This is a genomic window from Actinokineospora spheciospongiae (genome assembly GCF_003182415.1).
Classification (GTDB): domain Bacteria; phylum Actinomycetota; class Actinomycetes; order Mycobacteriales; family Pseudonocardiaceae; genus Actinokineospora; species Actinokineospora spheciospongiae.
Genome location: NZ_QHCP01000005.1, coordinates 276,829 through 298,882, shown reverse-complemented (window position 1 = coordinate 298,882; position 22,054 = coordinate 276,829). Strand labels below are relative to the sequence as shown.

The following is a 22,054-nucleotide window of genomic DNA, read 5'->3' as shown; positions in this document are numbered from 1 at the left end:
TCAGACCCCCGTGGTGGTGGCGGGAACGGGCGGCAGGAGCCTGCCCCGGACGAAGTAGTCGAGCATCCTGCGGAAGTACTCGGGGTCGAGCGCGGGTGGGCGGGCCAGGTCGGGCGGGAGCACGGTGAGCACGTTGCCGCAGTCCATGACCGGCATGTCCCGGTCGGGCGTCTCGCCGATCATCGCCATGAGCGGGGCGAGGGCGTTGTCCTCGCCGTCGCGGTCGACGTGCTCGACCAGGGTGGTGCGCCACCGGTCGAACGGGACCAGTTCGACGTCGTGGCCGAAGCGGCGGATCTCCTCGAACAGGACGTTCCACTCCAGCGGCTTCGGGTCGATGGCGTGGTAGTTGCGGCCCAGGCCCTCGGGTCGCAGCGACAGCTCCACGATCATCCGCACCAGGTGGTCGACCGTGCCGACCGACAGCGCGTACCGGCGGCTGGGCGCCAGGCCGAGCTGCACGCAGCCCTGGATGACCTTGGTGACGTAGTCGTCGGCGTTGGTGGCGCCGCTGCGGCTGTCGGCGAGCACCCCGCCCGCGCGGTAGACCGACACCGGGATGCCGCGCGAGCGGGCGATGTCGACCAGGCCCTCGGCGACCCACTTGCTCTGGCTGTAGGAGGTGTCGTGGCCGATGGGCGGGGGCAGCGGGTCGTTCTCGGAGATGACCCTGGCGTCGGTGAGGAACGCCCCGGCCAGCACCGCCAGGGTGGACACGTGGTGCACCGGCTTGAGCCGCACGGTGGTGGCGAAGCGCAGCACCTCCTGCGTCCCCAGCACGTTGGAGGCCTTGAGCGCCCGGTACGGCCGGACGAAGTTGACCCACGCGCCGCAGTGGTGCACCGCGTCGACCTGGCCCGCCAGTTCGGTGAACCGCTCCTGCCCCAGGCCCAGCAGCGGCTTGGACAGGTCGCCGATGACGACCTTGAGCCTGCTCTGCCAGGGTCCGGTGAGCCCGAACGAGTCGAGCTTGGCCCGCACCCGCTCCAGCCCGGCGGCCTCGTCGGCGGCGCGGACCAGGCAGTGCACGGTCGCCTTGGTGCGCTGCAGCAGCTCCGCGCAGAGGAAGGCGCCGACGAAGCCGGTGGCCCCGGTCAGCAGGATCGCCTTGGGGTCCTCCGTGGACATGGGGGCGAGGCCGTCGGTGGTGATCGACTCGTCGAGCACCACCTCGTCCTCCAGCACCGGGCCGGTGCCCGCGGGCGTGCCGTCGCCCAGGCCCAGCGCCCGGTCGACCAGCGCGGCCATGGCGGCCACGGTGGGCGCGGACATGACGTCGCGGGCGGTCAGCGAGGTGGCGCCCATCCGGCGCAGCTCCTTGGTGACCTGGGTGACCATCAGCGAGTGCGCGCCCAGGTCGAAGAAGTCGTCCTCCACCCCGACCGACTCGACGCCGAGCAGGTCGCACCAGATCTCGGCGACCTTGCGCTCACGGTCGGTGCGCGGTTGTAGGCGGTTGTCTGCGCCGTTCTCGCCAAGGGCTTCATCACCCAGGACTTCCTCGACCGCGGCGGCGACCGCCGCGACGACGTTCTCCTGGAGGCGCCCGGCCTCGACCCAGTGCCGCTTGCCCTCGAACGGGTAGGTCGGCAGCGGGACGCGGGACGGCTCGGCCTCGCCGTGGAAGGCCACCCAGTCGACCGGCACGTTGGCCTGCCACAGGCGGCCCACGGCGGTGACCAGGTGCGCCAGGTCCGGCAGGGTGTCGCGGGCCAGGCCCATGGTGGACACCGCGACCGGGGCGGGGGCGATCCGCTGCCCGGCGGCCAGCGAGGTCAGCGCCTTGCCGGGGCCGACCTCCAGCAGCACCCGGTTCGAGGTGGCCAGCACCTCGCGCACCCCGTCGGCGAAGCGCACCGGCTGCCGCAGGTGCCTGCCCCAGAAGTGCGGGTCGGTGGCCTGCTCGTCGGTGATCCAGGTGCCGGTGGCGCTGGAGACGAACGGAATCCGCGGCGGGTTGAGCGCCAGCGCGGAGACCTTGGCGACGAACTCGTCGAGGAACGGCTCCACCATCCACGAGTGGCTGGCCACCGGCACGCTGACCTTGCGGCAGTCGATGTCCTTGGCGCGCAGCTCCCTGGTGAACGCGGCGATGTCCTCGTCCGGTCCGGCGACCACGGTCAGGTCCGGGGAGTTGACCGCCGACACCGAGATCCGCTCCGGCAGCAGCGGCTCCACCTCGGCCTCGGGGAGCTGGATGACCAGCATCTTCCCCGGCGCCATGCGGGCGAACAGCTCACCGCGGGCCAGGGTGATCTCCAGCGCGTCGGCCAGGCTGAACACCCCGGCCAGGCAGGCCGCGACGTACTCGCCGAGGCTGTGCCCGATCATCGCGGCGGGGGTGATCCCCCAGGCCATGAGCTGCTTGGCCAGGGCGTACTCGACGACGAACAGCGAGGACACCACCCCGGCACCCTGGTCGCGGCCCATCATCACCCCGCCGCCGCTGACGCCCTTGCCCTCCAGCGGGGCGAACGCCGACGGGAACAGCAGCCTGCGCAGGTCGAAGCCCAGGCGGGGCTCCAGCAGGCGGGCGCACTCGTCGACCTCGGCGCGGAACACCGCTTCGCTGCGGTAGACGTCGAGCCCCATGTCCGGGTGCTGCATCCCGCCGCCGGGGAAGGCGAACACGGCCTCGCGCGGCCCGTCGGTGGCGGCCCGGGTGTCGAGCCGGTTGGCTTCCTCGCCGCGCAGCGCGCGGACCGCGTCGGCGGTGTCGGCGCACACGGCGAAGCGCCGGGTTTCGAAGCCGCGGCGGCCCGCTTGCAGGGTGAACGCCACGTCGGCGAGCGGCACCCGGGCGCCGTCGCCGTCGAGGTGCGCGGCGAGCCGGTCGGTGGCGGCGTCGAGCGCGGTGCGGGTGCGCGCCGACAGCGGCAGGAGCTGCCACGGCCGGGCCGGGCGGGCGGCGGGCGGTTCGGGGCCCTCCTCCAGCACCACGTGGGCGTTGGTGCCGCCGACGCCGAAGGAGCTGACGCCCGCGCGCCGGGGGTGCTCGGAGTTGTCCCAGTCGGCGGCCTCGGCGGGCACGTAGAACGGGGTGCGCTCCAGGCCCAGCAGCGGGTTGGGCGCGGTGAAGCCCGCGTTCGGCGGGATCTGCGCGTGGTGCACCGCGAGCGCGGCGCGCATCAGCCCGGCGATGCCCGCGGCCGCGTCGAGGTGGCCGATGTTGGCCTTGACCGAGCCGATGGCGCAGTAGCCGGTGGCCTCGGTGTCGAACGCCTGGGTCAGCGCGGTGATCTCGATCGGGTCGCCGACCTGGGTGGCGGTGCCGTGCGCCTCGACGTAGCCGATGGTGCCCGGGTCGACGTCGGCCACCACGTGCGCGGCCGTGATCACCCGGGCCTGGCCCTCCACGCTCGGCGCGGCGAACCCGGCCTTGAGCTGCGAGCCGTCGTTGTTGACCGCGCTGCCGCGGATGACCGCGTAGACGTGGTCGCGGTCGGCCACGGCGTCCGAGAGCCTGCGCAGCACCAGGGTCACCGCGCCGTTGCCGGGGACGGTGCCCTTGGCGTCGGCGTCGAACGGGCGGCAGTGCCCGTCCGGGCTGAACAGCCCGGAGTCGGCCACCGGGTAGCCGGTCTTGAGCGGCACGTTGATCGACACGCCGCCGACGACCGCGGCGTCGCACTCGTAGTTGAGCAGCGACTGGCAGGCCAGGTGGGTGGCGACCAGGGAGGTCGAGCACGCGGTCTGCACGGTCATCGCCGGGCCGGTCAGGTCCAGCAGGTGCGCGATGCGGGTGGCGAGGAAGTCCTTGTCGTTGAACATCCGGGCCAGCGGCGCCATCGGCGAGCGCTGGAACCGGGGGTTCGTGGCCAGGTTCGCCATCTGGTACTTGTTCATGAAGGTGCCCGCGAACACCCCGACGGTGCCGCCGAAGTCGGCCGGGTCGTGCCCGCTGTCCTCCACCGCCGCCCAGGCGGTCTCGCACAGCACCCGGTGCTGCGGGTCCATCGTCTCGGCCTCACCGGCGTTGAAGCCGAAGAACCCGGCGTCGAACCGGTCGGCGCCCTCGACGTGCCCGGAGGCGGGCACGTAGTCGGGGTCGTCCAGGGTCTCCGGGGCGGTGCCCGCGGCGATCAGCTCGTCGCGGCCGAACCGGGTGATGGACTCGATGCCGTCGCGCATCGCCCGCCAGAAGTCCGGCGGGGTGGTGGCGCCGGGCACCCGGCACGCCATCCCGATGATCGCAATGGGTTCCAGGCCCTCGTCCGGTTCCCCGGTGGGCTGGTTGGTGTCGCTCACTGACCGCTCCGCTTCCCGCGCGCCTTGGCCCGGCGGCCGAGCGCCGCCGCGCGCCGCCCCGCCGCCTGCCGTGCCTCGTCCAGTTCCGTCGACGGTCCCGCGTCCTCGGCGAGCGCCGTGGTCAGCGCGCGCACGGTCGGGAACCGGAAGATGTCCACCAGCGACAGCCGGTCGCCGAGGACGGCCACCAGCCGCATCCGCAGTTGGACGGCGAGCAGCGAGTTGCCGCCGCTGTCGAAGAAGTTCTCGTCCAGGCCGACCCGCGGCGCCGACAGCACGTCGGCGAACACCTCGGCCGTCGCCCGTTCCCGGTCGGTCTCCGGGGCCTGGTAGGCCACCGTCCGCTTCTGCTCGGGGTCGGGCAGCTTGGCCCGGTCGACCTTGCCGTTCGGGGTGAGCGGCAGCTCGTCGAGCAGCACCACCGCGGCCGGGATCATGTAGTCCGGCAGCGACTTGGCCAGGAACGCCTTGACCGAGGTGTCGGTGAGCGCCTGCGCCGCGCCGGGCACCGGCACGCAGTAGGCCACCAGGTGCCGGGCCGCCTCGGTGCCGCGCACGGTGGTGACCGCGGCGCGCACGTCGGGGTGGGCGCGCACGGCGTCCTCGATCTCGCCGAGTTCGATCCGGTGGCCGTGCAGCTTCACCTGGTGGTCGAGCCTGCCCAGGAACTCCAGTTCGCCGGTGCGCCGCCTGCGCACCAGGTCGCCGGTGCGGTAGAGCCGGGCGCCGGGGACCGCGCCGAACGGGTCGGGGATGAAGCGCTCGGCGGTCAGCGCCGGGCGGCCGAGGTAGCCGCGGGCGATGCTCTCGCCGCCGATGAGCAGCTCACCGGGGACGCCGATCGGGGTGGGGCGCAGGTGCGCGTCGACGACGTAGGCGCTGACCCCGGCCAGCGGTGAGCCGATGACGACCGGTTCGGTGTCGGAGACCTCCCAGGTGGTGGCCCACACGGTGGCCTCGGTGGGGCCGTACATGTTGTGCGCGCCCGCGCTCGGCAGCGTTGCCAGCTTCTCCGCCAGCGGTCCGGGCAGGGCCTCGCCGCCGACCAGGATGCGGCGCAGCCCGCCCAGCGCGGAACGGGAGTCGTCGTCCTCGACCAGCATGGCCGCCAGCGACGGGGTGCACTGGAGGTGGGTGACGCCGTGGCGGCGCAGCTGCGCGGGCACCGGCTCGTCGGCCGCGGCCTTGCGCGCCCGGTCCTCGCTGACCTCCTTGGCGACCGCGAGCTGCTCCAGCGAGTCGAGCACCGCGTCGTGCCCGACGCCGAAGTCGACCAGGCAGGCCACCTCGTCGACGCCGATCAGCTTGAGCCGGTCGACGATGTCGGCGCAGTGCTCGGGGGTGCCGAGCAGGCCGGAGGTCTCGAAGAAGCGGTCGAACGCCTGCGCCACCAGGGCGTCCAGCTCGTCCTCCGGCAGCTTCTTGAGGTCGACGTCCTTGCCCATCGCCTGGCCCAGGCCGGAGAGCAGGTCGAAGGAGGACTTGATGTAGGCCGACAGCGGCTCGCGGACGATCTCGCGCACGGCGTCGACGTCGGTGCCGACGTAGGAGTGCAGCATCACCGTGACCTGGCCGTCGCCGGGGTGCCCGCTCTCCCGCCACGCCTGCCGGTAGAGCGCGATCTTGTGCGAGAGCTGTTCGATGGAGTGGCCGAGCAGGTGGGTCAGCAGGCCCGCGCCCGCCTCACCCGCCATCTGGAAGGTCTCCGGGCTGCGCGCGCTGGTCACCCAGACCGGCAGGTCGGCCTGCACCGGGCGGGGGAACACCTTGACCGACGTCTCGGCGTCGACGCCGTTGCGGCGCCGGGCCTCGCCGCCGCGCCAGAGCGCGCGCAGCTCCGCCAACCGGTCCATCATGATCTTCTTGCGGTCGGCGTAGTTGTCCGGGGCGAGCACGAAGTCGTTGGGCTGCCAGCCGGAGGCGATCGACATGCCGACCCGGCCGCCGGAGATGTTGTCCACCACCGACCACTCCTCGGCGACGCGGAGCGGGTCGTGCAGCGGCAGCACCACCGACCCGGCGCGCACGGCCACGTTCTCGGTGACGGCCGCGACGGCGGCGGCGGTCACCGACGGGTTCGGGTAGAGCCCGCCGAACTCGTGGAAGTGCCGCTCCGGGGTCCACACGGCGGTGAACCCGTTGCGGTCGGCGAACTTCGCGCCCTCCATCAGCAGGCGGTAGCGGTCCTCCGGGGAACCGCCCTTGTCGCCGCCGAAGTAGAACAGGCTGAAGTCCATCTTGCGGGTCTGCACCGAGGCGGGCACCGGCGCGGAGTCGGCCGCGGTGGTCGCCGTGGGCTCGTCGCCGCGCACGACCACCCGGTAGCCGCGGGCCAGCGTCCACAGCAGCTCCAGCACGGAGATGTCGAAGGACATGCTGGTGACCGCGAGCCAGGTGCCCGGGGCGTCGCCGCCGAGGACCCGGTCCATGCCGGTGAAGAAGTTGAGCGCGTTGCGGTGCGAGAGCACGACGCCCTTGGGCTTGCCGGTCGACCCGGAGGTGTAGATCAGGTACGCCATGTCGTGCTGCGAACCGCGCCCGGCGGCGGGCGCGCTGTCCACCGCGGTCTGCTCGTCGTCGAGGCGGACCACGGTGGCGGGCAGCGCGGTGAGCCGTCGGGCCAGGCCGCCGCGGGTGACCAGGACGGGGGCCTGGGAGTCCACGACCATGAACGCCACCCGGTCCGGCGGGTAGCCGGGGTCCAGCGGCAGGTAGCCGCCGCCCGCCTTGAGGATCGCCAGCAGGGTGATCACCAGGTCCGGCGAGCGGTCCAGGTACACCCCGACGGGCACGTTCGGGCCGACGCCGTGCGCGCGCAGCCGGGCGGCCAGCGCCTCGGCCCGCTCGTCGACCTGCCGGTAGGTCAGCGCGTCCGTAGGCGCCTGGTCGGCGCCGAGCAGCGCGGGGGCGTCCGGGGTGCGGGCGGCCTGCGCGGCGATCAGCTCGTGGATCAGCTCGTCGCCGATCGGGGCGCCGGTGGGGTTCCAGTCGACCAGCACCCGGTCGAGGTCCACCTCGGTCAGCACCGGGAGGCGGCCGACGGGCTGCTCCGGGTCGGCGACCGCGGCCGCCAGCAGGGTCTGGAAGTGCTCGCCGAGCTGGTGGGCGGTGGCCTCGGTGAACAGGTCGGTGCAGTACTCCAGCCGGAAGCCGAGCCGGTCGGCGGAGTTGGTCATGCTCAGCGTCAGGTCGAACTTCGCCGTGGCGGTGTCGCCGGGGACCATGACGACCTCGCAGCCGGGCAACCGCAGCCCGGCGCCCGCGTCGACGTCGTGGTAGCTGAACATGAGCTGGAACAGCGGGTTGTGCGCGGGGTCGCGGCTGGGGTGCAGCTCCTCGACCAGCTTCTCGAACGGCAGGTCCTGGTTGGCCATGGTGGCCCGGGACTCCTCGCGGACCCTGGCCACCAGCTCGGCGAACGTGGGGTTCCCGGACAGGTCGACCCGGTGCACGACGGTGTTGGCGAAGAAGCCCACCAGGTGCTGGATCTCCGCCCGCGAGCGGGCCGAGGCCGGGGAGCCGACGATGGCCTCCGCCGACCCGGTGTAGGCGTGCACCAGCGCGGAGAACGCGGCCAGCAGCACCGCGAACGGCGTCGCCGCGGACGCCCTGGCCAGCTCGGCAACCGCCGCGGCGACCTCGGGGGCGACGGTGAAGTCCAGGTGCGCGCCCGCGTGGGTCTGCGACGGCGGCCGGGGCAGGTCGGTGGGCAGGGTGGCCAGCGCCGGGGCGCCCGCCAGCTTCTCCCGCCAGTAGCCCAGCGCCTCCTGCAACGGCTCCCCGGTCAGCCTGCCGACCTGCCACTCGGCGAAGCCCGCGTACTGCGTGGGCAGCTCCGGCAGCACCGGCTCCTCGCCCGCCAGCCGGGCCCGGTACAGCTCGGACAGCTCGGCGTCGAGCAGGCCCAGCGACCAGCCGTCGCACACGATGTGGTGCAGCGTCAGGCAGAACCAGTGCTCGTCGGCGCCGAGGGACAGCAGCAGCGGGCGCAGCTTGAGCCCGGAGTCCAGGGCGAACGGCGCCCGCGCCTCTGCGGCGGCCAGCTCGGCGGCCACGGCGGTCGGGTCGTCCTCGCCGGACAGGTCGCGCACCGGCACCAGCACCGGGACCGGCGGCTCGACGAACTGCCGCGGCTCGCCGTCGACGTCCTTGAACACCGTGCGCAGCACCTGGTGGCGGCGCACGACCTCGGTCAGCGCGTGCTCGAGGGCGGGCACGTCGACCGGGCCGCTGATCCGGTGCACCAGCGGCACGAGGTAGACGGCGCTGCCCGGGTCGAGCTGTTCGAGGAACCACAGCCGCTGCTGCGGGTAGGACAGCGGGTGGTGGCGGTTGGCCATCCGCTCGCGCAGCTTCGCCGCCAACTGGGCGCGCCGGTCGGGCGGCGCCGCGGTCACGTCGGTCATCGCTCGGTCTCCGTGTTCAGCTCGGTCTCGCGCAACAGTGCGTCCACTTCCTCGTCGGTCAGTTCGTCGAGCCGGTCGAGCAGCAGTTCCTCCGCGCCGGGTCCCGCGCCGATGGCGGCGGCACCGCCCCCGCCCCTGGTGGCGTCCACCCGCTCGGCGAGCCGGGCCACGGTGGGGGTGTGCAGGAAGTCGCGCAGGGCCACGTCGCAGGACCACATCTCGTTGATCCGGGCGACCAGCCGCATGGCCAGCAGCGAGTGCCCGCCCAGGGCGAAGAAGTCGTCGTGCGCGCCGACCCTGGCCAGCCCCAGCGCGGCGGCGACCAGGTCGGCCAACTCGGTCTCGGTGCCCGGTCGCGGTGCCACGAAGTCCCCGGAGGCCGGGCGCTCGTCGCCGACGGCGGGCAGCGCGCGGCGGTCGAGCTTGCCGCTGGCGGTCAGCGGCAGCTCCGGCAGCTCCACGAACACCGCGGGCACCAGGTGCGGCGGCAGCCGGTCGGCCAGGAACTCCCGCAGCGCGGTCGGGCCGAACTGCTGCCCCGGCCGGGCCACGGTGTAGGCGACCAGGCGCTTGCCCGACGGCGGCTCGTCCACCACGACCGCGACCTGGGCCAGGCCGGGGTGCTCGCCGAGGGCCGACTCGACCTCGCCGGGCTCGATCCGGAACCCGCGGATCTTCACCTGGTCGTCGACGCGGCCGAGGAATTCGATCGTGCCGTCGCCGAGCCTGCGGACCCGGTCGCCGGTGCGGTAGAGCCGGGAGCCGTCGGCGGCGAACGGGTCGGGCAGGAACCGGTCGGCGGTCAGCGCCGGGCGGTTGGCGTAGCCGCGGGCGACACCGGGGCCGCCCAGGAACAGCTCGCCGGGGACGCCGTCGGGCACCGGGCGCAGCCGCGCGTCGAGCACGTGCGCGGTGGTGTTGGCGATCGGCCGCCCGATCGGCACCGACGGCGCGCCCTCGGCGACGTGCTCGATGTGGTGGCACACCGCGAACGTGGTGGTCTCGGTCGGGCCATAGCCGTTGACCAGCCGGTCCGGCCGCTGCGCCGGGTCCAGGGCGAGCAGCGCGCGCACCCGGCCGACGTTGAGCGCGTCGCCGCCGACCATGAGGGTGCGCAGCCCGGAGAAGCTGTCCGGGTGCCCGGCCACGACCTCGGTGAACAGCGCCGAGGTCAGGAACATCCCGGTGACCCCGCCCGCCTTGAGCGCCCGCCCGAGGCCGCCGGGGGCCAGCAGCTCGTCGGAGGGGATGACGCAGACCGCGCCGCCGTTGAGCAGCGCGCCCCACAGCTCGAAGGTCAGCGCGTCGAAGGACGCGTCGGCGACCTGGGCGAAGCGCTCCCCCGGGCCGAAGGCGGCGAAGGTGCTGCCCTTGACCAGCCGGGCGATCGCGCGGTGCGGGACCTGCACGCCCTTGGGCCTGCCGGTGGAGCCGGAGGTGAACATGGTGTAGGCGATGGTGTCGGCGCGGGCGCCGGTCGGCCCGGTCCACGGCGCGGCTTCGGCCAGCGCGTCGGACCACTCGTCGATGGCGAGCACCCCGGTGCGGGCGCCGAGCCGGTCGCGCAGGCCGGAGCGGGTGACGACCACCGGGGCGTCGGCGTCGGCGAGCATCCAGCGCAGCCGCTGCTGCGGGTAGCACGGGTCCAGCGGCACGTACGCCCCGCCCGCCTTGGCCACCGCGAGGAGCACGGTCAGCAGCTCGTGGCCGCGTTCGAGCATGACGCCGACCGGGGTCTCGCGGTCCACCCCGCGTTCGCGCAGCAGGGTGGCGATGCGGCCCGCGCGGTCGTCGAGTTCGGCGTAGGTCAGCTCGACCTCGCCGTCCACTATGGCCACCGCGGCCGGGTCGGCGGCGACCTGCTCGGCGAACAGCTCGGCGATGGTGGCCCCGTCGGGGAACGGCACCCGGTCGCCGGTGGCGGCGGCGACCAGGCGGGCCTCGTCGGCGTCGGTGGTGAGCGGGAGCCGCGACGCCGGGGTGTGCGGGGCGGCGACCGCGGCGCGCAGCAGGGTCTGGAACCTCTCCACCATCAACCGCATGGTGGACTCGTCGAACAGGTCGGTCGCGTACTCCCAGATCAGGGTGATCGCGCCCGCGCTGCCGTCCAGGCCCCGGCCCGCGCGCTGCTCGGCGCGCGGGATGACCACCACGTTGATGTCGGTCTTGGCGGAGTTGTTGTGCCGCTCCTTGACCGTGCCGGTCAGGCCCGCGAACTCCAGGCTCGGCACCTGCGAGTCGTGGAAGCTGAACATGACCTGGAACAGCGGGTTGCGCGACGGGTCGTGCCGCAGCGGCAGCGCGTTGACCAGCTTGTCCAGCGGCATGTCCTGCCACTCGTTGGCCCGGCCGACGGTCTCGTGGGTGCGCCGCACCAGCTCGTCGAAGGTCGGCTCGCCGTCGAGGCGCACCCGCAGCGCCAGCGTGTTCACGATCATGCCGATGACCTGCTCGACGTCGGCGAGGCGCCGGTTGGCCACCCCGCTGCCGACGACCACGTCGTCCTGCTGGGCGTAGCGGGAGACGACCGCGGCGAACCCGGCGAGCATGGTGCTGTAGAGGGTGACGCCGCGGGCGTGGCTGTAGGCGCGCAGCGCCTGGCACAGGTCGCCGGGCAGGTCGAGGTTGAGCGCGCGCCCGGCGAAGCTCTGCGACGCCGGTCGCGGCCGGTCGGTGGGCAGGTCGAGCGCGGCCGGGGCCCCGGCCAGCTCCTTGGTCCAGAACCCCAGGTAGCGGTCGAGGACGTCGCCGCGCATCCAGTCGCGCTGCCACGCCGCGAAGTCCACATAGGACACCGGGAGTTCGGGCAGCGGCGAGGGCTTCCCCTCCACGGTGGCGGTGTAGAGCTCCTGCACCTCGTTGAGGTACACGCCGTAGGACCAGCCGTCGTGCACCAGGTGGTGCTCGACGTGGATCAGCGAGTGGTCGTCGGCGGCCAGCCGCACCAGGACCCAGCGGGCCAGCGGCGGCGCGACGAGGTCGAACGGGTCGGCCACGGTCTCGCGGACGATCTCCTCGGCGCGCTCCTCGCGGGCGTCCTCCGGCAGGTCGGTCAGGTCGAGCACCGGCAGCGGCACCGGCATCGGCGGGTGCACGACCTGCATCGGCCTGCCGTCGATCGGCAGGAACGCGGTGCGGTAGATCGCCTGCCTGCGCACGACCTCGTCCAGCGCGGCGCGGAGCGCCCCGACGTCGAGCGGGCCGCGCAGCCGGATGGTGGCCTGCGCGTTGTAGGCGAGGTTGCCCGGGGACAGGCTCTCCAGGAACCAGATCCGCTCCTGCGGGTGCGCCAGCGCGACCGGCTCGCCCTCGGCGACGGCGCCCGCGGTGATCGGCGGCACCGCGGGGGCGTCCTCCCCGGAACCGCCCGCGTCGAGCAGGGCGGCGGTCGCGGCGACCGTGCGGGTCTCGTACAGCCTGCCCAGCGGCAGCTCCCGACCCAGCGACGAGCGGACCCGGGCGGCGTAGCGGCCCGCGAGCAGCGAGTGCCCGCCGAGGTCGAAGAAGTCGTCGTTCACGCCGACCCTGGGCAGGCCCAGCAGCTCGACCAGGATCTCCGCGAGCGCGCGCTCGGTGGGGGTGCTCGGTTCGACGTAGTCGGCGCCCGGCTCGCGTTCGGGGGCGGGCAGCGCGGTGCGGTCGATCTTGCCGCTGGGGCTCAGCGGCATCTCCGCCAGCACGACCACCGCCGACGGGACCATGTGCGCGGGCAGCAGGCCGCGCAGGTGCTCGACCAAGTCGGCGCCGGTGACGCCGTCGGCCACCGCGTAGCCGACCAGCCGCTCCCCCGCGCCGTCGTCGCGGACCACGACGACCGAGTCGGTGACGGCGGGGTGCGCGACCAGCTCGGCGGCGACCTCCCCCGGCTCGATCCGGAAGCCGCGCAGCTTGACCTGGTGGTCGACGCGGCCGAGGAAGTCCAGGGTGCCGTCGGCGGCCTGGACCACCCGGTCGCCGGTGCGGTAGAGCCGTTCGCCGGTGACCGGGTGGTCGATGAACTTCTCCGCGGTCAGCTCCGGGCGGTCGAGGTAGCCGCGGGCCACACCCGCGCCGCCGATCGCCAGCTCGCCCGTGGTGCCCGCGGGGACCAGGCGCCCCTGCTCGTCGAGGACGTGGGCGGTGGCGCCGGGGATGACCGTGCCGATGCCGGGCTTGCCGCCTCCGGGCACCACCTCGGCGGTGCTCGCCCACACCGTGGTCTCGGTCGGGCCGTAGGCGTTGAACATCCGGCGGCCGGGCGACCACTGCTCGGCCAACGGCTCGGGCAGCGCCTCGCCCGCGCACACCAGCACCCGCAGCTCCGGCAGCTCCGCCCGGCCGACGGTGGCCAGCACCGACGGCGGCAGCGTCACGTGGGTGACCCGGTGCGCGCGCAGGAAGTCGGCCAGGCCGGGGCCGGGGGCGATGGCGTCGCGCGGGGCCAGCAGCAGCTCCGCGCCCGAGCCCAGCGCCATGGCGATCTCGAACACTGACGCGTCGAAGCTCGTCGGCGCGAACTGGAGCACCCGCGCCCCGGGACCGGCCTCGAACAGGCCGAGCTGGGCGGCGGCGAGGTTGGCCAGGCCGCCGTGGGTGAGCTGCACGCCCTTGGGCCGACCGGTCGAGCCCGAGGTGTAGATGACGTACGCCAGGTCCTCGGGGCCGACCTCGGGGAACTCGACACCCGCCGGGTCCTCCCCCGCCGCAGGCGAGAGCACGTCGACGACCCCGCCGGAGAGCACGTCACCGGTCGGGCCGTCGGCGAGCAGCAGGCCCACCTTCGCGTCGGTGACCATGTAGCGCAGCCGCTCACCGGGGTAGGCCGGGTCCAGCGGCAGCCAGGCCGCGCCCGCGCGCAGGATGCCGAGGATCGACACCGCCAGTTCGAGCGAGGGCCGCGCCGCGACGCCGACCAGGGCGCCCCGGCGCACCCCGCGGCGCAGCAGCGCGGCGGCGAGCCGGTCCACCCGGTCGGCCAGTTCGGCGTAGGTGAGCGCGCGGTCGCCGAACCGGACCGCGGGGGCGGTCGGGGTGGTCGCGGCGTGGTGGTGGAAGACGTCCTGGAACAGCGGGGACGACGGAGACATGTGCGTCAGTGCTCCCATGCGGTGGGCGGCAGGGTGTTCGGGGGAACGAGGACTGCTGGGTCCGGTGTGGACGGTCAGGCGAAGTGCCAGGTGGCGGCGGTGGGGCCGGTGAACACCAGCCGCGAGGTGGGGCCGAAGACCAGTTCGGCGGGCACGTCGTCGGTCCAGGCGCCGGGTTCGAGGTCGAGGTGGATCTCGGCGACCCGCTCGCGCGGCCAGTCGCCGACCCGCAGGCCGATGGTCAGGCCGGGGCCGACCAGCTCGGTGCCCTCCACGCCCTCGGTCGGCACCCAGCCGAAGGGCGCCAGGGCGGCGGCGAGCGCGGCGGCGCGGTCGGCGCCGACGAGCAGGGTCACCCCCGAGATGTCGCGCAGCAGCGACGCCGGGTCGGCCGGGCGGCCCAGCACGGCGTCGAGGTAGGCCGCGCGGCGCATCGCCCCGTCCGGCTCGGCGACCGCGCCGAGGGAGGCGAAGTACTCCGGGGTGACCTCGTTGAGGAACAGCAGCAGCGGGTTGCCCGCGCCGAGGTCGACGTTGATCAGGTGGTACCAGGGCCGCGGTTCCTCGTGCCCCTCGACCACCCGGCGGACCAGGTCGTGGTGGTGGCGCACGGTTCCGGTCGCGTCGAGCAGCGCGCGGGCCCCCGGCGAGGAACCGGGCTCCTCGAAGGAGAACACCAGCCCGCCGCTGAGCGGGGCCGAGCCGGGCATCTCCGCGCCGAACAGCTCGACCAGGGTGCTGCGCCCGGCGATGCCCAGGGTGGAGTACTGCCCCGCCACCGAGCTGTCGGCCTTCTTCACCTTGATCCGGCCGAGGCGCTCGGCCAGGAAACCGGTCTCCTCGATCGACCGGTGGGTCTCGGCGTCGAGCAGGACCATCACGTGGTCGAGCCTGGGCACCGGTCGGTTGTCGACCGCCGCGGCCGCACGCGTCATCTTCCGATACTCCGATCGCAGTATGAGCACGAACAATATGTCCGAAAAATCACCTGGCGCCCCGTCCCGAACACCGGGCGTCGGAAGAATTTAAATCGCTTCCGACGTCGCCGCGCGCATTTGTGGCCCCGAATGATTACCGCACCCGACACCCTGGGTCGCACTGGGGATAACCCTGCACACCCCCGGGGATTCCCTGGGATTCCCCAGGTTCCGACACCAGGAGGTAGGCATTCCCTACCGTCGTTCGGCCGAAGGGTACCGCGCGTTCGCAGCAGCGGACACCCTTCTCGGGAATTCTCACCAAGCTGCTCCACCTGCTCGACAATGATATTCCTCTTGACAGGTTCGATATCGACGTCAACCATTGCGTCGGTGTCGCCGGATCGACGCCGAGAACATTTTCCATCACCGTTTGTCACCATTGTTATTCGTATGGTCACGAGGAGTGCCGTGCAGATCGAAATCCTGGGCACAGTCACGGTCACCGTCGACGGCGAGCAGCGCCGCATCGGGTCGCACAAGGTGCGCGCCCTGCTGGCGACGCTGGCCCTGGACGTGGGGCGGGCGATCTCGCACGGCGAGCTGGCCGACGAGCTGTGGTCCGGGCACCGGCTGGGCAACTCGCGCAACGCGATGCAGGCCCACGCCACCCGGCTGCGCAAGGTCGTCGACGGCCCGGACCGGCGGGAGAGCAGGCTGCGCGCGATGCGCAACGGCTACCTGCTCGACATCCCCGCCGAGAGCGTGGACGCCAACCGCTTCCTCGACCTCGCCGCCCGCGGCGCGGCCGACGTGCGCGCCGACCCGGAGCGCGCCATCACCGCGCTGCGCGCGGCGCTGCGGCTCTGGCGCGGCCCGGCCCTGCTGGACGCGGGCGACGGCCTGCGCTGCCGCGGCGCGGCGGCGCTGTTCGACGAGCGCAGGCTCACCGCCTGGGAGGACCTGGCCGCGGCCTGGCTCCTCGTCGGCCGCGAGCGCGACGCGGTGGCCGAGCTGAGCCAACTGGTGGAGCAGCACCCGCTGCGCGAGCGGTTCTGCGAGCTGCTGATGCTGGCGCTCTACCGCACCGGCAGGCAGTGCGAGGCGCTGGAGCTGTTCCAGCGCAACCGCCGCCACCTCGACACCGAGCTGGGCCTGGAGCCGTCGGCGGCGCTCAAGCGCCTGCACGCCGACGTCCTGGCCCAGGACCCGGGTCTGGTCCTGCCGTCGGCGATCTGGTGGTCGCAGCGCGAGTCGCTGGCCGCCAGGTGAGCCCCGCGGGCTGACCCGCCGGGTCAGCCGGTCGCGGCGGCGGCGGGGGCCGCACCGGCCACCGCCGCGCCGCGCGGCGGCCGGACCATGCTGTGCAGGACGGCGGTGGTGGCGGGCTCGGGCATCCCCTCGACGTGGATGCCCGCCTCCACCTCCAGCTCGGCCACCCCGCGCCTGCTCACCCGCACCTCGGCGAGCCGGGCCATGGCCCGGATGCGGCTGCCGACCGGCACCGGCCGGTGGAAGCGCAGCGCGTCGACGCCGGTGTTGACCACCGACCCGACGCCCCGGATGGCGAACACCTCGTCGAGCAGCGCCGGGAACACCGACAGCAGGTAGTACCCGTGGGCGACGGTGCGCCCGAACGGGCCGGTGGCGGCGCGCTCGGGGTCGGTGTGAATCCACTGCCGGTCCCCGGTGGCCTCGGCGAACAGGTCCACCTCGGCCTGGGTGACCTCGTGCCAGGCGCTGACCCCCAGGTCCTCGCCCGCGGCGGCGGACAGCTCGCCCACGCCCTGGAAGATCCTCATCGCACCGCTCCGGTCTCGTGGAATTGTCTACATGGGACTGTCCGGCGCGGGGGCCGCCACCGCGGCGGGCCCGCTTCCCCCCGGACGAGCCGAATGCTAGGGCCCCGGCGCTGACCGCACGGTGACGGCGGGGTGACGGTGAGGTCGCCCCGGCACTGCGTCACCGCCGCGTCAACGCGCCGTCAGCGCCGGGGCACAGGCTGGACCCGAAACCCCGACCCTGCCCGAAGGAGGACCGACGTGGCAGCACCGCCAGCTCCGGCGCGGGCCGCGGTCCTGTGCGGCACGGGCAGCTTCCTGCCCGCGCGCCGGGTCAGCAACGACATGCTCAGCGCCACCCTGGACACCTCCGACGAGTGGATTCGCACCCGCACCGGCATCGGCGCCCGGCACTTCACCGATCCCGGCACCACCACCTCGGACCTGGCCGCCGCGGCGGGCGCCCGCGCTCTCGCCGACGCCGACCCGTCCGGTGTGGACGCGGTGGACGCGGTGGTGGTCGCCACCACCACCCCCGACCGCCCGTGCCCCGGCACCGCCCCGGTGGTGGCCGCCAAGCTCGGCCTCTCCGGCGCCGCCGCGTTCGACGTCTCGGCGGTGTGCACCGGTTTCGTCTACGGCCTGGCCACCGCGACCGGGCTGATCGCCGCGGGCGCGGCGCGGCGGGTGCTGCTGGTGGGCGCGGAGACCTACTCCAGCATCCTGGACCCGACCGACCGCACCACCTCGGTCATCTTCGGCGACGCCGCGGGCGCGGTCGTGCTGCGCGCGGGCGACCCGGACGAGCCCGGCGCCGTCGGCCCGTTCGACCTGGGCAGCGACGGCGACGGCGTGGACCTGATCACCGTGCGCGGCGGCGGCGCCGAGCAGCGGCTGTCCGGTCGCCCGGCCGAGCCGGGCGAGCGCTACTTCGCCATGGCGGGCAAGCAGGTCTTCTGGCAGGCCGTGCGGCACATGGCCAAGTCCTCCCGCGCCGTGCTCGACTCGGCCGGGTGGCGGGTCGACGAGGTGGACCACCTGGTCGGGCACCAGGCCAACATCCGCATCCTCAACCGGCTCGCCGACGACATCGGCGTCCCGCGCGAGCGCAGCATCACCAACATCGCCGAGGTCGGCAACACCTCCGCGGCCTCCATCCCGCTGGCCCTGGACCAGGCCAGGGCGGCCGGGCGCCTGCACACCGGCGACCGGCTGCTGCTCACCGCCTTCGGCGGCGGGCTCACCTGGGGCTCCACCGTGCTGACCTGGCCGAACCTGGCCGGGGACGCGAACCGCAGCACCAACCCGATGACCCCACCGCGATCCGAGGAGAGCACCCGATGACCTCACCCATGTACGACACCCTCGTCGACCTGCTGGTCACCCGCTTCGAGGTCGACCGCGCCGAGATCTCCCCCGAGGTGACCTTCGAGGACCTGGACATGGACTCGCTGTTCCTGGTCGAGCTGCTCGTCGTCATCCAGACCGAGACCGGGGTGGAGATCAGCGAGGACACCGCGTCCCCGCGCGACACCATCGGCCACGCCGCCGAGGCCATCGCCGCGCAGGTCCTCGAGGCCACGGCGGCGAAGTCCTCGTGAACGACGCGTCGATCGCGGTCACCGGGCTGGGCCTGGTGACCGCGGCCGGGATCGGCGCCGAGGCGAGCTGGGCGGGGGTGTGCTCGGGGGTCTCCACCGCCGCGCACGCCCCCGCCCTGGCGGGCCTCCCGGTCGACATCGCCTGCACGGTGCCGGACTTCTCGGCGAACAAGCTGGTGGGTCGGCGCAGCTCGCTCAGCCACGACCGGTTCGTGCAGCTGGCCATCGTGGCCGCCCGCGAGGCCGTCGCCGACGCCGGACTGGACCCGGACACCTGGGACGGCGCCCGGGTCGGTGTCGTGATCGGCTGCGGCCTGGGCGGGGTGAGCACCTGGGAGCAGCAGCACCGCAAGTTGGTGGAGACCGGGGCGACCTCGGTCTCGGCGCTGCTGATCCCGATGCTGGTGCCCAACATGGTCGCGGGCCACCTGGCCATGGACCTCAAGGCGACCGGCCCCAACTTCGTCACCGCCACCGCGTGCGCCTCCGGGGCCACCGCGATCGGCACCGCGCTGTCGCTGCTGCGCGACGACGTGTGCGACGTCGTGATCACCGGTGGCGCCGAGGCCGGGGTCAGCCCGCTCATCGTCACCGGCTTCGCCCAGATGGGCGCGCTCTCGCGCAGGCTGGACGACCCGGGCGCCGCCTCCCGGCCCTTCGACGTCGACCGCGACGGGTTCGTCGTCGGCGAGGGCAGCGGCATCCTGGTGCTCGAGCGCGAGGCCGACGCCCGCGCCCGCGGCGCGAAGGTGCGGGCCAAGGTGGCCGGGTACGGCGCTTCCGCCGACGCCTTCCACATGACCCAGCCCGACCCCGAGGGCCGCGGCGTCAAGCAGGCCACCCGGATGGCGATGACCGCCGCCGGGGTCGGCCCGGACGACGTCGACCACGTCAACGCGCACGGCACCTCGACCCCGCTCAACGACCAGACCGAGGCCGCGGTGCTGCGCGACCTGCTCGGCCACCGGGCCGCGGTCACCTCCACCAAGGGCGTCGTCGGGCACACCCTCGGCGCCGCCGGGGCGATCGAGGCGGCGCTGACCGTGCTGACCATCGAGAACTCCACCGTCCCGCCCACGGCCAACCTGGCCAACCAGGACCCGAAGGTCGAACTCGACATCGTCACCGGGGCGCCGCGCGCGCAGCGGACCGAGGTCGCGCTGAGCAACTCCTTCGGCTTCGGCGGCCAGAACGCCGTCCTGGTCTTCACCTCCGCCTGACCCCGACAGGAGCGGCACAGTGACCGGATCGACCGCACAGGACCGCTCCCACGACGTGATCGTCGTGGGCGCCGGATCGGCTGGGTGCGTGGTGGCGCGGCGGATGGTCGACCGGGGCGCGCGCGTGCTGCTGCTGGAGGCGGGCGGGCGCGACACCGACGAGACCATCCACGACCCGCGCCGCTTCGGCGAGCTGTGGTTCGGCCCGCGCGACTGGGCCTACCGGACCGGCCCGCAGGAGCACGCGGCGGGCCGCCGCCTGCACTGGCCACGCGGGCGGGTCGTGGGCGGGTCGGGCTCGCTCAACGCGATGGTCTACGCCCGCGGCGCGGCGGCCGACTACGACCACTGGGCCTACCTGGGCAACGACGGGTGGGCGTGGGACGACGTGCTGCCGGTGTACCGCGACATCGAGGACTTCGACGCGGGCGCGAGCGAGCTGCACGGCACCGGCGGCCCGCTGCCGGTGCTCAGCAAGTACGCCACCGACCCCATCCACGACGCGCTGGTGGATGCGGCGGTGGAGACCGGCATCGGGTACAACCCGGACTACAACAGCGGCGTCCCCGACGGCGTGTCCCGCGTGCAGTTCACCATCTCCGGCGGTCGCCGGGCCAGTTCCGCGGTCGCCTACCTGCAACCGGTCTACGACAACCCGAACCTCGTCGTGGAGACCGACGCGCGGGCGAGCAGGCTGCTGTTCGACGGCACCCGCTGCGTGGGCGTGGAGTACGTCCGCGACGGCGAGGTGCGCCGGGCCACCGCGGCGGAGGTCGTCGTCAGCGCGGGCGCGGTCGAGTCGCCGAAGCTGCTGATGCTCTCCGGGATCGGCGACGCCGAGCACCTGCGCTCGGTGGGCGTCGCCCCGCTGGTGCACCTGCCGGGGGTCGGGCGCAACCTGCACGACCACGTGCTGGTGCCGGTCGTGTTCACCACCGAGCGCGACCCCGGCCGCCCGTCGGCGGGCCTGGGCCCGGCCCAGACGCACCTGTTCTGGCGCAGCAGGCCCGGCCTGGCGGTGCCCGACGTGCAGCCGCTGCACTTCCCGGTCCCGATGTACCCGGAGGGCGCCACCGGCCCCATGCGCGGCTTCACCCTCCAGGCCGGTCTGGTCCGCCCCACCAGCCGCGGCTCCATCCGGCTGTCCGGGTCGGCGGCCACCGACGAGCTGCGCATCGACCCGAACACCCTGGGCACCGACGCCGACCTGCGCGCCCTCACCGCCGCGGTCGAGCTGTGCCGGGAGATCGGCGCCGCCCCCGGCCTGCGCGCGGAGTGGGGTTCGGTGGAGGCGCACCCGGGCGCGGAAGACCTCGACACCTACGTGCGCCGCACGGTCTCGACCTACCACCACCAGGTCGGCACCTGCAAGATGGGCGTGGACGCCGACGCCGTGGTGGACCCGCGGCTGCGCGTGCGCGGCGTGGACGGCCTCACCGTCGCCGACGCCTCGATCTTCCCTGCGGTGACCACCGGCAACACCCACGCGCCCGCGCTGCTGGCCGGTGAGCGGGCGGCGGCTTTCCTCGGGGCGGCCTCGTGACCGCGGTCGCGCCGGTCTCGGCGCAGCCGCGGGTCGGCAGGCGGTTCGTCGGCGGCATGGCCCTGGCCAGCCTGGGCCTGTGGACCGCGCTCTACACCCCGGTCCAGGTGCTGCTGGCGCAGCAGCTCGCGGTCATCGCGCCCGCGGACAAGGAGTCGGCGCTCGGGTTCGTGACCGGGCTCGGCGCGCTGGTGGCCGTGGTAGCCAACCCGCTGGCGGGCGCCCTGTCCGACCGCACCACCTCCCGCTTCGGCAGGCGCAAGCCGTGGGTGGCCGGTGGCGCGGTCCTGGCCGCGGCGGGCCTGCTGTTCCTGCTGGGCCAGTCGACGGTGGCCGGGGTCGCCGCGGGCTGGGTCGTGGTGCAGGTGGCGCTGAGCGCGATGCTGGCCGGTCTGGTCGCCACCGTTCCCGACCAGGTCCCGGTGCGGCAGCGCGGGGTCGTGAGCGCCTGGGTCGGGGCGACCCAGCCGCTGGCGACGCTGGCGGGCACGGCGCTGGTGACGCTGGTGGTCGGCGGGTACGCGCTCGTCGCCGGGGTGCTGCTGGTGCTGGTGCTGCCGTTCCTGTTCTGGGTCCGCGACGACCGGGCCGCCGTCGCGCTGCCCCCGCTGCGGCTGCGGGGGTTCCTGGCGTCGTTCACCACCGGCCTGCGCACCGACGCGGACTTCCGGTGGGCCTGGCTGACGCGGTTCCTGATCCAGCTCGGCAACGCCACCGGCACCCTGTACCTGCTGTACTTCCTGCGCGACGAGATCAGGTACGCCGAGCTGTTCCCCGGCAAGCGCGCCGAGCAGGGCCTGCTGCTGCTGGTGCTGATCTACACCGTCGGCATCGTGGTGTCGGCGTTCGTCGGCGGGGTGGTATCGGACCGGCTGGGCAGGCGCAAGGGCCTGGTGACGGCGGCGGGGCTGGTGATCGCGGCCGGGTCGGCGCCGCTGGCGGTGTGGCCGACGTGGCCGGTGACCGTGCTGTCGGCGGTCCTGCTGGGCCTCGGGTACGGGGTGTACGTGTCGGTGGACCAGGCGCTGATCACCCAGGTCCTGCCGACCGACGGCGACCGGGGCCGGGACCTCGGGGTGATCAGCGTGGCGAACTCGCTGCCGCACGTGCTCGGCCCGGTCATCGCCGCCCCGCTGGTGTCCTCGCTCGGCGGGTACCCGGCGCTGTTCGCGGTCACGGCGCTGCTGGGGCTGCTGGGCGCGGTCCTGGTGCAGCGCATCAAGAACGTCCCCTGACGCAGCCGAACGGACCGCCTCCGACGCGGAGGCGGCC

At 74.0% G+C, this 22,054-nt stretch carries 11 protein-coding genes; 6 read left to right on the top strand and 5 right to left on the bottom strand.

The features are described 5' to 3' along the window. The 4 genes from DFQ13_RS15550 to DFQ13_RS15535 all read right to left on the bottom strand — a co-directional run bounded on the left by DFQ13_RS15550 (window position 1) and on the right by DFQ13_RS15535 (window position 14,655). Window positions 1–4,248 (bottom strand): type I polyketide synthase, encoded by a 4,248-nt coding sequence (locus DFQ13_RS15550; protein WP_110080316.1) that lies wholly within the window; start codon window positions 4,246–4,248, stop codon window positions 1–3. Next, complete coding sequence (locus DFQ13_RS15545) at window positions 4,245–8,654, bottom strand: MupA/Atu3671 family FMN-dependent luciferase-like monooxygenase (protein ID WP_110080315.1); 4,410 nt, start codon at window positions 8,652–8,654, stop codon at window positions 4,245–4,247. Before DFQ13_RS15545 ends, DFQ13_RS15550 begins: the two co-directional genes overlap by 4 nt. After that, entirely contained in the window at window positions 8,651–13,720 is a 5,070-nt protein-coding gene (locus DFQ13_RS15540; RefSeq protein WP_219994467.1) for a non-ribosomal peptide synthetase, read from the bottom strand. Before DFQ13_RS15540 ends, DFQ13_RS15545 begins: the two co-directional genes overlap by 4 nt. A 74-nt stretch (window positions 13,721–13,794) precedes the next feature. Continuing rightward, on the bottom strand, window positions 13,795–14,655 hold the full coding sequence (locus tag DFQ13_RS15535) for a DUF5829 family protein (protein ID WP_110080313.1): 861 nt from the start codon (window positions 14,653–14,655) through the stop codon (window positions 13,795–13,797). Between the two features lie 453 nt (window positions 14,656–15,108). Between DFQ13_RS15535 and DFQ13_RS15530 the strand changes: the two genes are divergently transcribed. Further along, the gene (locus DFQ13_RS15530) at window positions 15,109–15,909 is read left to right on the top strand and encodes an AfsR/SARP family transcriptional regulator (RefSeq protein ID WP_035280625.1); all 801 of its coding nucleotides are present in this window, start codon (window positions 15,109–15,111) and stop codon (window positions 15,907–15,909) included. A 23-nt stretch (window positions 15,910–15,932) separates the two neighbouring features. Here the strand turns inward: DFQ13_RS15530 and DFQ13_RS15525 are convergent, their stop codons facing one another. Continuing rightward, window positions 15,933–16,439, bottom strand: a complete 507-nt coding sequence (locus DFQ13_RS15525) for a MaoC family dehydratase (RefSeq protein ID WP_110080312.1) — start codon at window positions 16,437–16,439, stop codon at window positions 15,933–15,935. Window positions 16,440–16,679: 240 nt separating this feature from the next. On the opposite strand from DFQ13_RS15525, the gene DFQ13_RS15520 reads away from it, so the two are divergent. From DFQ13_RS15520 to DFQ13_RS15500, 5 genes are read left to right on the top strand one after another with little or no spacing between them, the layout of a single operon-like run. Continuing rightward, window positions 16,680–17,762, top strand: coding sequence for a beta-ketoacyl-ACP synthase III (locus DFQ13_RS15520; RefSeq protein ID WP_110080311.1), 1,083 nt, complete (start codon window positions 16,680–16,682; stop codon window positions 17,760–17,762). Continuing rightward, window positions 17,759–18,019 (top strand): acyl carrier protein, encoded by a 261-nt coding sequence (locus DFQ13_RS15515; RefSeq protein WP_035280621.1) that lies wholly within the window; start codon window positions 17,759–17,761, stop codon window positions 18,017–18,019. Before DFQ13_RS15520 ends, DFQ13_RS15515 begins: the two co-directional genes overlap by 4 nt. Next, a complete protein-coding gene (locus DFQ13_RS15510) occupies window positions 18,016–19,239 on the top strand; it encodes a beta-ketoacyl-[acyl-carrier-protein] synthase family protein (protein WP_110080310.1) in 1,224 nt (407 codons plus the stop codon). The genes DFQ13_RS15515 and DFQ13_RS15510 overlap by 4 nt, the downstream gene beginning before the upstream one ends. A gap of 19 nt (window positions 19,240–19,258) precedes the next feature. After that, window positions 19,259–20,782 (top strand): GMC family oxidoreductase, encoded by a 1,524-nt coding sequence (locus DFQ13_RS15505; protein ID WP_267897659.1) that lies wholly within the window; start codon window positions 19,259–19,261, stop codon window positions 20,780–20,782. Beyond that, complete coding sequence (locus DFQ13_RS15500; RefSeq protein ID WP_233438427.1) at window positions 20,779–22,017, top strand: MFS transporter; 1,239 nt, start codon at window positions 20,779–20,781, stop codon at window positions 22,015–22,017. Before DFQ13_RS15505 ends, DFQ13_RS15500 begins: the two co-directional genes overlap by 4 nt. Window positions 22,018–22,054 lie beyond the last annotated feature (37 nt).